Genomic DNA, 13,386 nt, shown 5'->3' with positions numbered 1-13,386 from the left:
GTCAGATAGATTTGACCCTGCATCTCATGGCATTGCTGGGGATCGGGCATCTGGGATCATTCAACCCGTTTTGGAACAGCCTTTTAGCATTTAGATACCCCTATTGTTGAACAATAAATCAATATTATCCTTCAGAAAGTATATATCGACCTATTGACAAGCCCGTCTGTTCAAATGGCATATAGTCTCAGTTAGACATTCGCGCTGCCATCCCGGCGGCGATCCTGATCACCATGGTGACTTCGCTCACCCGAAAAAGGGGCCAAGATGAAGGACACGCTTTCCGCACCGCTACTCAGCGTCGATGGGCTTTCCGTCTCATTCGGCTCCAAGCCCGTAATTGAGAATTTGGACTTCTCGGTATCGAATGGACGCACGGTCGCCGTCGTTGGCGAAAGCGGATCGGGCAAAAGCGTCACATCGCTATCGATCATGCGATTGGCCGATCTGAACGGTGCGCGATTCGACTCGGGAAGGATTATCCTGACAACGGATGCTGGCACGACCGATCTGTTGAAGATTGATCAGAATGCCGCACGCAAGATACGTGGCAAAGATATCGCGATGATCTTTCAGGAGCCGATGACCTCTTTGAATCCGGTTTACACCATCGGGGACCAGATCGCGGAAATCCTGACCCTTCATGAACAAATGTCACGACAAGACGCGCTGGCAGAAGCCGCCCGTTTGCTGGATCTCGTACGCCTGCCGGATGCTCGGTCAATCATCGGGCGATATCCCCATCAGCTTTCGGGTGGCATGCGTCAACGCGTTATGATCGCGATGGCAGTCGCCTGTAAGCCAAAACTGTTGATTGCCGATGAACCCACGACTGCGCTGGACGTTACCATCCAGGCGCAGATCCTGGACATTCTACGGGATCTCCAGAACGAATTGGGGATGTCCATCATCTTCATTACCCATGACATGGGCGTTGTCGCGGAAATCGCGGATGATGTCGTCGTGATGTGGAAAGGCCAAAAGGTCGAAGAAGGGCCTGTAGAGCGCATCTTCGCTGACCCCCAGCACCCGTATACACGAAGCCTTCTGTCTGCAGTGCCCAAGCTCGGTGCGATGACCGGGGAGGCTTTCCCGCGCAAGGAACCGCTTACCGTTCTTGTCGATGGAGAGCCACAGCTGGTCGGTGAAAGCCGCGCACAGGACACGGCACGCAATGACGAAACGCCGCTGCTGTCGGTTCAAGATCTGTCTGTGAACTTCGACATTAAGAAAACCTGGTATGGCAAGGTTACGCATTACTGTCCTGCGGTTACCAATGCGCGGTTTACGATCCAGCCGGGGGAAACTGTGTCACTGGTCGGCGAAAGTGGCTCAGGGAAATCGACGATTGCACGTACGATCATGCAGCTTAACGATCCGACAACCGGCGAGATCACATTCGATGGTCGCGACATGTCCGCCATGGGGCTGGCTGAACGACAACGACTCCGCCGAGAGATCCAGTACATCTTTCAGGATCCCTTTGCCTCGCTCGATCCACGCAAGACCATTGGTTGGTCAATCGCCGAACCGATCCGGACGCATGGCATTCTGGACAATGACCGCGACACCAAGCTCCGGATAGGGGAACTTCTGGAACGTGTGGGATTGCCCGCCGACGTCGCAGACCGTTACCCGCACCAGTTTTCCGGAGGACAACGTCAGAGAATTTGTATCGCGCGTGCGCTGGCCAGTAAGCCGAGGTTGATCATCGCAGACGAGGCCCTTTCAGCACTGGATGTCTCTATCCAAGCTCAGATCATCAACCTGTTCATGGACCTTCAGAAAGACGAAGGCCTAGCCTATCTTTTTGTAAGCCATGACATGGCCGTCGTCGAAAAGATGAGCCACCGGGTCGCCGTTCTATATCTTGGTCAGATCGTCGAACTCGGCAGCCGCATGCAGATTTTCGAACAGACGGCCCATCCCTACACGAAGCGCCTGCTATCTGCGGTTCCCAATCCGGCTCCCACTGCGAAACGTGAACGCGTCAAGCTAGACGGTGAAGTTCCATCCACCACCCGCAGGGTTGGCGATGCGCCAGCCACGGCCACATACACCGAGATATCAAAAGGCCATTTTGTCGCCGCGCATTGAGCGCCCGATCACGCATTCTTTGCACAACAACCAAAAGGACAACAGCCAATGAAAAAGACACTGACAGCAATGGCCATTGCCATGGCCGCCTTGACCGGCGGGACGATCACACCGGCACTGGCCGACGGCAAGCTGGTGGTTTCCTCCCCGCAAGATCCCGGTAGCTGGGATCCGATTGATACATTTCTCATCAACTGGGCATCGCTGGCGACCAATGTCTTCGAAGGTCTGACCTATCGCGGCCCCGACATGGAACTTGTCCCCGGTTTGGCCACATCTTGGGATGTTCAGGAAGACGGGACGCGTATCCGCTTTACCCTGCGCGAGGGTGTGACGTTCCACAATGGCGAACCCTTCAACGCGGATGCCGTAAAGTTCACCTTCGACCGTCTGCTGGGCGAGGAAGGCGCGAAAGGGCCGCAGCGTGCGAACTACGCCGCAATCGAAACTGTTGAAGTGATTGACGAGTACACGGTCGATTTCCACCTGTCGCAGCCAGATGCAGTCCTGCTGACCAAGCTGGCAGGCTACGGCGCGATGATCGTACCGCCGAAGTACATCACCGAAAACGGTGACGACGTTTTCAACACGCAACCTGTCGGCACTGGTCCGTTCAAGATGGTGTCGTATGAGCCCAAGGTAGGTGCCGAGCTGGAAGCAAACCCCGATTACTGGGGCGGCGCGCCGAAGCTGTCCGAACTGGAATATCGTTTTATCACTGAACCGGCGACGGCTGTTGCCGAGTTGCAATCGGGCGGCGTCGATCTGGTCATCCCCCCGACCATTCCGGTGGGAATGATCCCCACTATTGAAGCCGATGACAATCTCGAGCTTGTCACGACGGCCGGACCCACTGTCACGGCGCTGCGGTTCAACACGTCAGACGGCATCACCGCAAATGAAGACGTCCGCAAAGCACTGATCATGGCGGTCGATCGCGAAACCATCGTCGATTCGATCTTGGGTGGTCAGGCGTCGGTCATCGCCTCCTTCCAGGGTGAGAGATCCTTCGGCTTCGACCCCGAAATGGAACCGCTGCCCTATGATCCCGAAGGCGCGAAAGCCTTGCTTGAACAAGCAGGGGTTTCGGCCGGCGCATCGGTAGAAATCAACACACGCGGCAACGACGCAACCTTCAACGAAGTGGCCCAAGCGGTTGCGGCTTATCTTGGCATGGTTGGCGTCAACGCCACGATCAAACCCTATGAAACGAATGTCTTGCTCAACGACATCATTCCACAGGGTAAAACCGGCGAAATGTTTCAGCAAAGCTGGGGTGGCTGGACGTTCGATTTCGACAACACCGCATATGCGATGTACCACACCGGCCAGAAATGGAACCCGTACGACAGCGACGAAAAGCTGGATGCGATGCTGGAAGAACAGCGCCCACTGACCGATCAGGCGGAACGCGAACGCCTTCTGCAGGAAATCGCGACCTACGCCGCCGACCGCGCGCTGGAAATGCCGCTCTACAACATGAACGCGATCTACGCGATCAACACACGCGTGAATGGCTTCGTACCGGCCCCCGATAACCGGCTGAAACTCAACGAAGTGTCGGTGGACTAATATCCACTTCTCGGAAGCGGCGAAGATGCGCCGCTTCCGATCCGATCAGACCAGAAGAAAGTGATACAATGGCAACATTCCTGATCAAGCGATTGGCACAGGCGGTGTTCGTTGTCATGATTGTGACCCTCATCGTGTCGGTGGCTGTTCGCATGACCGGCGATCCGGCGATGATGATTGCCCAAGGCGCGACCGACATCACCGAAGCAGATCTGGAACGCATTCGCGAGGGATTGGGGTTGAACGAACCTTTCGTCAGCCAGTATTTCTCGACGCTCGCCGGTCTGTTCACCTGGGATTTCGGGCGCAGTTTCCTTGGCGGCACGCCGGTACGCACCCTGATCGCAGGCGCGCTCCCCGCGACGCTGCTTTTGGCCTTCTGTTCTCTGGCCGTTTCAATCGCGATATCCATTCCGCTGGGCATTCGCGCCGCGATCCGCCGTGGCAAATGGGAAGACCAGCTTATCCGCATCGTGTCACTGGTCGGGCTGTCCTTCCCGAACTTCTGGCTTGCAACCATGCTGGTTCTGCTGTTCTCGATCACCCTGCAATGGCTACCGCCCAGCGGCATGACAGGCATCGCCAGCTTCATTATGCCTGCCGTGACCATGGGTGTCATCCTGACCGCGACCAATGTCCGCCTGGTCCGCACCTCGATGCTTGAGGTAATGCAATCGCAATATATCATGGTGGCACGCGCGAAGGGGTTGTCCGAGCGGACCGTTCTTTACAAGCACGCCCTGCGCAACTGCGCTATTCCCCTGATCACCTTTATGGGGCTGCAATTCGGCGGACTTTTGGGCGGCATCGTCGTGGTCGAGCGCGTCTTCAACTGGCCCGGGATGGGTAGCCTGGCCTTCGACGCGGTCGCGGGGCGTGATTACCCCGTTCTACAATCCGTCATCATGATCCTCTCCACCATGATCGTTCTCGTGAATCTGCTGGTTGATATCGCTTACGGCCTTGTCGATCCGCGTATCCGGACAGAGTAAGCCCATGAATAACCTTCTAAACTCGCGCTACTTCTCATTGGAATTGATCCTCGGGCTCGGGCTGACGGTGGGCGTCATCATCTGCGTGGTCTTTTCCGGTTGGCTCGCGCCCGGTCCTGATCAGATCAACCTGACAGCGCGCCTGCTGCCACCATTCGTCGACCCGGCCCATCCTTTCGGCACCGACCCTCTGGGCCGGGATGTTATGGCGCGGGTCTTCGCGGGCGGTTGGATATCACTTGAGGTTGGCTTTATCTCGGTGATCGGTTCCGTTCTGGTTGGTGTGACGATGGGGCTGATCTCAGGCTATTACCGCGGGTTCTGGGACATCCTTTTGATGCGTTTCGCGGATATCCAGCTTGCGCTGCCCTTCATCCTGCTGGCCATCACGGTCATTGCGATTGTTGGCGGAAGCCTGACAAATACGATCATCCTGCTGATCGTCTCGCAATGGGTCCAGTATGCCCGTCTCGTCCGGGCACAGGTGCTTGCGTTGCGCGAACGGGAGTTCGTGCTGGCTGCACAGGCGACGGGGGTGAAGAACATCAACATAATCCGCAGCCACCTTCTGCCCAATCTCATGGGGCCGGTGGTCGTGCTGATGACCCTGAACGTCGCGAACAACATACTGCTCGAAAGCAGTCTCACATTCCTTGGCCTGGGTGTCGATCCGACAATCCCAAGCTGGGGTGGTATGCTCGCCGATGGGCGGACCTATCTGCAGACCGCGTGGTGGGTCAGTGTTTTCCCCGGGGTGGCGATCTTGCTGACCGTGCTTGGCCTGAACCTGCTCGGCGACTGGCTGCGCGATACCCTTGATCCAACGGGAAGAACCGAAAGATGATCTATCACGCACAGCCGAAACGGACACTTGATCAACTGGTCGATGAGGTCACCGCCTCGTTCGAGGCGTGGACGTTCGACGACCGCGCAGCGCGTGCCAATGCGCAAGCGCGGTTGGCCGAAAAGGGTATTACTGCACGTATCAGAAGCGCCTACAAACCATTGGTGCATTTCTTTCTCGAAGATGTTCGACCCGGCTTCACCGAGGCGACGATCCAATGGCCGTGGCACCCGAACGCCGTCGAAAACCGCTTCTTGCTGGAATCCTATCCGCTGGCCGCACTTTTTCCGCAGGCAAGGCTGCATTTCGTGAAAGGCCATGAGGGGACCGAATACGAGGTCACCCTGATCTATCCCGACGGTGAAGAGCAGTACTCCGTCCTTGCGCCGAACCGTGTTCATTCCGACCACGTCGGAGAAACGGCGCTGTCGCCCACGGGCTGGATCGTGGATCGGGCTGGCGCTCGCCGACTGGAAACTGACTATGAACGGTTGTTCACCGGGGCAATGACGGCGATCGCGTCCCATGACTGGGGGACCGACGAGCCATATTTCGAAGAACTGAATTTCTCGGTCTCTGTCCCGGCACGCGATCATGACCTTGGCTATGCCGATGAAGTGATCAGCCTGGTCGAGGCCATGCATGAGGATTTGTATTTCTCCTGCCTCGAATTCTTCCAGCACTATTCCGGCCGCCCCCTTGGTGATCGCCATCTTCAACCGGGTCAGATCGTTCCCGAAGTCGTTCAAGGGGACGAGCCCGAGATCCGTATCAGCCTCAAGCCGCTAACCAATGATGATCGCGCGGGTCAGCCCCAGTCGCTTCATGACGCGTCGGAGCCCCTGTCGGTAACCCAAATCCGCGCAGAACTCGACGCTCTGGGCGGTAACGAACTAGACTGCCACAGTCGCGCCGGTCGTCTGGTGCAGGCTCGACATCTGACCGGGCACGGTCGACCGATCATGATCTCGGCAGGTCAACACGCCAATGAAACCACACCGATCATTGGGGCGTTACGTGCCGCGCATGCACTGAAGGCCAGTGATGCCACGTTCACGATTTCGCCGCTGGAAAACCCCGATGGCTATGCGCTTCAAGGAAGGCTGTCTGCGCAGACCCCACGCCATATGCTGCATGCGGCGCGGTATTCCGCGCTGGGTGACGACCTAGAATACCGCCAAACAGAAGCCACCCTGTTTGAAAAGAAAATTCGGCTCCAGGCCGAGGAAATCTCGGGCGCGCAACTTCATGTGAACCTTCATGGCTACCCGGCTCATGAATGGACACGGCCGCTGTCGGGTTATATCCCGCGAAACTTCGCCATGTGGACGCTTCCGAAAGGCTTTTTCCTCGTGTTACGACACCTGCCCGAATGGGAAAAAACCGCTCGCGAACTGATAGAAGCCGTCACGGCAGATCTGACATCCGTGCCGGGACTGTCAGAGATGAACGCGCGCCAGATCGCACTCTACGAGATACACGCCGGAGAAACAGGCTTCGAGATGATCAATGGCTTTCCGTGCTATGTCCACCAAGATGATCGCCACCGGGTCCCCCTGACCCTGATCACCGAGTATCCCGACGAGACCATCTACGGCGACGCGTTCATCGCAGGCCATGAGGCGCAGATGCAAACCGTACTAGCTGCCCATGCTGCCTGGCAGCGCATTGCCTTGGCATGAGGCGATGTTCGGATCTGTCGCCTCATCCGGCATCCCTGCCAGAAAACGCAGCCAGAACTGCGCGTTCGGATTGCGACAGGTAGCGTTCAAGCTGAGCCGCTGCCGCTTCGACCTCTCCGGCCTGGACCTTGGCCAGCAATTCACCATTCATCGCGATATAGGGCTCGTGAAGCCAACGAGGTGCATTGAGCAACTCGAAGGCAAGTCGTAGTTCCGCGGCAAGGTTTCCGTAGAATGCGGTGAGTTTCGGGCTGTCGGCAAGGTCGACGATGGCCGCGTGAAAATCCATGTTAGAGCTTCCCACGGCTCTCCAGGCTTCGCGTCCATGTGCTTCGTGCGCCGACGCGACCGCATCGGCCATGCGCATCACGGCGGGATGGTGGCCGTGTGCCAATCGCAGCGCCTGGCATTCGATGATGCGACGAATATGGTAGATGTCGATGATCGCGCCCATCGACGGGGTCGCGACGAATACACCGCGATTGGTCTTGTGGACCAGAAGCCCGTCCTTGGTAAGCGATCTGAACGCTTCGCGAAGTGTGTTCCGCGAGACACCCATTGCCTGCGCGAGCGATACTTCGGACAGGCGTTCGCCAGGTTTCAATTCGCCGAATATCAAAAGGTTGCGAATTCGATCAGCTACCTGATCGGCAAGTGCCACGAAACTCTCGGACATAGAAAATCGCACTCCTCTTCTGCATTCAAGACGAAGACCGTCGCCATTTTCGTAAGACAATTAGTATATACTGTTCAACACAATAGTCACGCCATCATGGCCGCAAACGAAGAAAATGGCGAGTTGTCACGTTAACCGAAGGTGGTGCGGCCAGTGCTTTTGATGCTGGCTTCAGGCAATACTGGCGGCTGCTTTCCTCGCGCGAAGTGTTTCCATCCAGTGGTAGCGAATGGCTAGGGCGGTGCGCCAGCGATGGCCCTGCATCACGCGCTCTCGCTTTCGGACTGGCAAATGGCTGTTCTCGGGGCTCTGTTGCAAATATGTTTGAGGCCCGAATAGGTGGGCTTTATCGTTTCACTTCAGGCGACCAGACGGTCTTTGAACATGGACATCGCGCCGGTCCTGTTTCCGAACTTGGCGGGGGTCAAAGATATCGCCAGTGCGTTCTGCGACTCGCTGGCTGATCCGCTTCAGCGCCTGTCGTGCTTGTGGTTCCGCCGGGGGATGTGTTCCCACGGGTAGCCCGTAGTTGTTCCAATTTGTAGATATGCCGTTATTCGCGAGACATCTTCTTTAACCTCCCAAGTTTGGGAAGCAGGAGGTGTTAATGACCAAGGGTCAACGCGAGGTTCAGCGCAAGTTGCAGATACTGCGACATGCGGAGAAGATCAGTCACGCGGCCCTGATCATTCGCTACCACCTGATGGAAGCTCGCCGTGCGTGGAAAGCCACCGCTAGCGTCGCCTGAGGCCAATATCAATGGCGCTAACGCCACCCCCTTTCGGGTAACGTGACGACTCCGCTAGTGCAACGGACCCCCGCATCTATACCCGGCAAAAGCAGTGCCGTTTGCCATGTCAAAGCTGTTCGACCTCAAAGGTCCAAGCGCCGGGTGCCATGTCGTTGCGCACGAGTTGCACGATCCGGGGATCAAGCGCTTCCGGTGGGAACAGACCGCATTGCGCCATAGCCCGATGGGTATCGACGTTTTGCCCCAAGTAGTCGAGCACTACCCGCGAGGCGGCAGGTTTGCGTCCGCGCTTCAGCGGTCCGCCGGTCTGGATGCCCAGCAGGTAGTCGATCCCCGCATTGTAGGAGGGATACAGGATCATCTGAGTGATCGAGGAGGACAGCACCGCCTCGTTTTCCACTACGTTGATCCGCTCTCCGAGAAAGAACACCACGCCTTCGTACTTGAAGACGCCATGCGCACCGCCCTGCACCGAGGCCTCGCGCTCGATGTTTTTCCACAGGTAAAAGCCGTCCTTGCGAGTGATCTGCGCGTAGGAGCGCATGATGAGCCCGGGATTGCTGTAGGAATGGAAGTAGCGGAAGTAGCCGCCGCAGTAGCGGTCGAGTGGTTCGGAGAACTGATTGAGCCGTTTCAGCGTCGGGCCCAGCGGCGTTGCCTCCACCTCACCACCCGGACGGCGGCGCAGCGAAATCAGATTGGTGAACCGCGCCGGTTCCATTAGCAGCTCGGCTTCGGTCACCCCGAAGAAATCGCAGATCTTGCGCATGTTGTGGCGCGATGGGCGGACGGCACCCGAGAGGTACTTGTTGAACTGCTGACGATTGATCCCAATGCGCCGGCAAACATGCGCGATGGACGGGAACAGCGTGCAGGCGAAGCTGAGGTTGGCGGAAACCGGGTCAGTAGACATGACCTGAAGCTACCTGATGCACTAAGAAAGTCAATCTGCGCCATCACGCGAAATTGTGACGCTGTCCTGCGTATGTCACGATCTGTGGCACGGATACGAAAGGACGCCGCCACATGGACCAGCACAGCCCGCTTCACGAGGTCATCGAGGAACGCCACGTCGAAATCTCGCTTCCGGACGGCTGCATCCTCGCGGCGCGCATCTGGCGCCCGGCGGACGGTGCGCCGGTGCCGGCGGTCTTCGAATACCTGCCATACCGCAAGGGCGATGGCACGCTGGCCCGCGACGCAGTGCGCGCGCCCTATATCGCGGCCCGCGGTTACGCCTACGTGCGCGTCGACCTGCGCGGCACCGGCGAGTCTGAAGGGCTGATGGTCGACGAGTACACCGCGCAGGAGCTACAAGACGGCTGCGACGTGATTGCCTGGATCGCGGCGCAGGACTGGTGCGACGGCGGCGTCGGCATGGTCGGCATTTCTTGGGGTGGCTTCAACGGCTTGCAGGTCGCCGCACTGCAGCCGCCCGCCCTGAAAGCCGTGGTGTCGATTGCCTCGACCGACGATCGCTATGCCGACGACGTGCACTACATGGGCGGCACCATGGTGGTGGACCAGATTTCATGGGCCTCGCACATGTTCGCCATCAATACGCTGCCACCGGATCCTGAGCTCGTGGGCGAGAAGTGGCGCGAGATGTGGATGCAGCGGCTCACCGGCTCGGGCCTGTGGCTGAAAACCTGGGCCGAGCACCAGCGCCGCGATAATTTCTGGAAGCACGGGTCGGTCTGCGAGGACATCGGCCGCATCAAGGTGCCGGTCTATGCCGTGTCGGGTTGGGCCGACGGCTACTGCCGCACAGTGTTCCGTCTGATGGAGTCGCTGCAAGGCCCGAGAAAGGGCCTCGTCGGCCCTTGGTCACACAAGTACCCGCACATCGGTGTGCCGGGGCCGGCGATCGACTGGAACGGCGAGGAGCTGCGCTGGTGGGACCAGTGGCTCAAGGGCATCGAGACCGGCATCATGGACGAGCCGCAGCTGCGCCTCTACATGCAAGACCACGCCGATCCCGCCAGTTTCTATGCCCATCGCGACGGCCGCTGGATCGAGGAGCCGAGCTGGCCCTCGCCGAACGTGGCGCGCACAGGATTCGCGCTTGGCGCGGACGGCTCGCTGGGGCAGGACGACGCGCCGGTCGGCACCTGCGAAATCCGCTCGCCGCTCGGCACCGGCATCGCGGGGGGCAAGTGGTGCTCTTACGCCAAGCCCGGCGACCAGCCGGTCGACCAGCGCCGCGACGACGCCGGCAGCCTGGTGTTCGAGACCGCGCCGCTGGAGTCCGCGCTGGAGATCGCCGGTGACACCAACTTGGTGCTGACGTTCAGCGTCGATCAGCCGGTGGCACAAGTGGCGGCGCGCCTTGTCGACGTGGCGCCCGGTGGCGCGGCAACGCGGGTCAGCTATGGGCTGCTGAACCTGACGCACCGCGACAGTCACGAGACACCCGAGGCGCTGGTGCCCGGCGAGGTCTACACCGCGACTGTGCCGTTCAAGCACGTGGCGCAGACTTTCCGCGCCGGTCACCGCCTACGGTTGGCGATCTCCACCAGCTACTTCCCGATCGCCTGGCCGTCACCCGAGCCGGTGACGCTGCGCGTCAAGGCCGCAGCGAGCCGACTGGTCCTGCCGCTGCGCGCCGCCACCGACGACCCGAAGCCGCGCGATCTCGGCACGCCGAAGGGCGCAGCGCCGATGGAAAAGGACGTGCTGGCGCCCAGTCGTTCCGACTGGGTGGTCAGTGAGGATCTGGCCACCGGCGAGACCGTGGTGCGGATCACCGACGACGACGGCCGCATCCGCATCGCCGACAACGGGCTAACCATCGGGGCCTGCGGCGTCGAGACCTATTCCTTCAGCGGTACCGACTGGCGCTCGTTCAAGGGGCATGTTGTCTGGGATCTAGATATGTTGCGCGGCGACTGGCGGATGTCGAGCCGCACCGAGACCGAGATGACCGCCACCGCCACGCATTTCGTCATCAAGGCGAAGCTCGTCGCGAAGGAAGGCGAGGCGGTCGCCCACGAGCAGGAGTGGCTATGCGAAATTCCGCGTGACTTCGCGTGACCGGCAGCCGGCGCTGCGCCTCGCGCCGGGACATGAAATACTGCGCCGGAGATCCCGGTAATTGGGTGGGCCCCTTGCCTGGGTAATGTCCCCACCCGACACCACCAACGAAGGCCGAAACGGCCAGATCATAGGGAGTATCATAATGACCGATCAGACCAATACCGCAAACCCGGGTATCGACCGTCGTGCCTTCCTTCGCGGTGCCACTGCCACCGGGATCGCCGCGGCCACCATGCCGCTTGGCTCGCGCATCTGGGCGCAGTCCGGCAAGGTGCTGCGCGTCAGTTCCTATGCCGACATCGACGCGCTCGACCCGGGGTTCTACCAGAACGGCTACAACGTCGACGTGATGAACTGTATCTATTCCAAGCTGGTGCGCTACGTACCGGGGCGTGAATTCGACTGGGAACTGGAGGCCGCCGAAGAAATCGAGCAGATCGACGACACCCACATTCGCTTCAAGCTGAAACCGGGGATCATGTTCACCGGCGGCTATGGCGAGATGACCGCCGAAGACGTGAAGTTCTCCTTCGAGCGGGTGCTCGAGCACGATAGCCCGGTCAAGAGCGACTGGGGGCCGCTGGACCATGTTGAGGTGACCGGCACCTACGAGGGAACCATCGTCCTGAAGGAGCCATTCCAGCCGCTGTGGAGCATCACGCTGCCCTATGGCACTGGGCACATCGTCTCGAAGAAAGCAGTGATGGAGGCGACCGAGAGCGGCGGTAATTTCGGCATGGAGCCGCCGGCCTTTTCGGGCCCCTACATCCTGAAGGAGTGGAAGCCGAACCAGTATGTGCACCTTGTGCGCAACCCCGAGTGGACCGGCGAGGCGCCGGGCTTTGATGAGATCCGTATCCTGCCGATGGACGACACCAAGACCGCCGAGCGCGCCTATGAGGCCGGCGATCTCGATTACACCGAGATCACCCTGTCGTCGCTGGCGCAGTACCGCGGCAATCCGCCCGCCGATACGGTGATCGAGGAATATCCCTCGCTCTATTATGTTTGGCTGGGCATGAACCTCGACAACCCGGCGCTCGGCGACAAGAACCTGCGCAAGGCGATCCAGTATGCGATCAATGCCGAGCAGATCATCGACGCCGCGTATTTCGGCGAGGCCGCCCCGGCCACCGGGATGATCGCACCGGGCCTGCCAGGCCACCGCGAAACCCCCTCGGTGCCGGTCGCAGGTGATCTCGACAAGGCGCGTGAGTTCCTTGAGGCTGCTGGCGGACCGCCCTCCGAACCGCTAACCATCGACGCGCTGAACGCCACAGTCTGGAAAACCATGGCCGAGGTGGTCCAGGCGCAGCTGGCTCAGATCGGCATCCAGACACAGATCAACGTACAGGACTCCGGCTCGTTCTGGACGCTGGGCATGGAGAGCGAAGGCGAGCGCTGGAAGGACATGCAGCTTGTGCTCAACCGGTTTTCGATGCTGCCCGACCCCTATTACGCTACCAGCTGGTTCGTCACCGATCAGGTTGGCGTGTGGAACTGGGAACGCTTCTCGAACGAAGAGTTCGACCAATTGCACCAGCAGGCGCTCAGTGAGACCGACGGCGAGAAACGTGCCGAGATGTACCGGACCATGCAGCAGCTCATGGAAAACAGCGGCGCCTACAAGTTCATCACCCATGAAGGCAGTCCAGTGATGTATCGCGAAGGTCTGGACCCCGCACTGCGCCCGGACGGTCGCCCGCTGTTCTTGGGCTTCGACGGCGACATGTAAG

General features: G+C 59.5%; 10 protein-coding genes. 8 read left to right on the top strand and 2 right to left on the bottom strand.

The window, feature by feature from the left end; genetic code table 11:
* The first annotated feature begins 267 nt into the window (after positions 1–267).
* The 5 genes from RBB32_RS16500 (at position 268) to RBB32_RS16480 (ending at position 7,187) form a co-directional block, all read left to right on the top strand.
* Positions 268–2,097, top strand: a complete 1,830-nt coding sequence (locus RBB32_RS16500) for an ABC transporter ATP-binding protein (RefSeq protein ID WP_306154312.1) — start codon at positions 268–270, stop codon at positions 2,095–2,097.
* A gap of 48 nt (positions 2,098–2,145) precedes the next feature.
* The gene (locus RBB32_RS16495) at positions 2,146–3,669 is read left to right on the top strand and encodes an ABC transporter substrate-binding protein (RefSeq protein WP_306154311.1); all 1,524 of its coding nucleotides are present in this window, start codon (positions 2,146–2,148) and stop codon (positions 3,667–3,669) included.
* A 68-nt stretch (positions 3,670–3,737) separates the two neighbouring features.
* Complete coding sequence (locus RBB32_RS16490; RefSeq protein WP_306154310.1) at positions 3,738–4,661, top strand: ABC transporter permease; 924 nt, start codon at positions 3,738–3,740, stop codon at positions 4,659–4,661.
* 4 nt (positions 4,662–4,665) lie between these two features.
* The gene (locus RBB32_RS16485) at positions 4,666–5,505 is read left to right on the top strand and encodes an ABC transporter permease (protein ID WP_306154309.1); all 840 of its coding nucleotides are present in this window, start codon (positions 4,666–4,668) and stop codon (positions 5,503–5,505) included.
* Between the two features lie 113 nt (positions 5,506–5,618).
* Positions 5,619–7,187 carry a peptidase M14 gene (locus RBB32_RS16480; RefSeq protein ID WP_306154308.1) on the top strand — a complete coding sequence of 523 codons (1,569 nt, stop codon included), beginning with the start codon at positions 5,619–5,621 and terminating at the stop codon, positions 7,185–7,187.
* Positions 7,188–7,209: 22 nt separating this feature from the next.
* Here the strand turns inward: RBB32_RS16480 and RBB32_RS16475 are convergent, their stop codons facing one another.
* On the bottom strand, positions 7,210–7,863 hold the full coding sequence (locus RBB32_RS16475; RefSeq protein ID WP_306154307.1) for a GntR family transcriptional regulator: 654 nt from the start codon (positions 7,861–7,863) through the stop codon (positions 7,210–7,212).
* A gap of 607 nt (positions 7,864–8,470) precedes the next feature.
* Between RBB32_RS16475 and RBB32_RS16470 the strand changes: the two genes are divergently transcribed.
* Positions 8,471–8,611: a hypothetical protein gene (locus RBB32_RS16470; RefSeq protein ID WP_306154306.1), complete on the top strand. Its 141-nt coding sequence runs from the start codon at positions 8,471–8,473 to the stop codon at positions 8,609–8,611.
* A gap of 109 nt (positions 8,612–8,720) precedes the next feature.
* On the opposite strand, the gene RBB32_RS16465 is transcribed toward RBB32_RS16470, so the two are convergent.
* On the bottom strand, positions 8,721–9,527 hold the full coding sequence (locus tag RBB32_RS16465; RefSeq protein ID WP_306154305.1) for a helix-turn-helix transcriptional regulator: 807 nt from the start codon (positions 9,525–9,527) through the stop codon (positions 8,721–8,723).
* 113 nt (positions 9,528–9,640) lie between these two features.
* Here RBB32_RS16465 and RBB32_RS16460 point away from each other — a divergent pair, with 113 nt between their 5' ends.
* Both RBB32_RS16460 and RBB32_RS16455 read left to right on the top strand, forming a co-directional pair.
* Positions 9,641–11,647 carry a CocE/NonD family hydrolase gene (locus RBB32_RS16460; protein WP_306154304.1) on the top strand — a complete coding sequence of 669 codons (2,007 nt, stop codon included), beginning with the start codon at positions 9,641–9,643 and terminating at the stop codon, positions 11,645–11,647.
* Positions 11,648–11,732: 85 nt separating this feature from the next.
* Positions 11,733–13,385: an ABC transporter substrate-binding protein gene (locus tag RBB32_RS16455; protein WP_306154303.1), complete on the top strand. Its 1,653-nt coding sequence runs from the start codon at positions 11,733–11,735 to the stop codon at positions 13,383–13,385.
* The last annotated feature ends 1 nt before the right edge of the window (position 13,386 follow it).

The organism is Roseovarius sp. MMSF_3281 (assembly GCF_030733685.1).
GTDB lineage: Bacteria > Pseudomonadota > Alphaproteobacteria > Rhodobacterales > Rhodobacteraceae > Roseovarius.
Note: the sequence above shows the minus strand (reverse complement) of the source record. Positions and strands in the feature narration are given on the sequence as shown.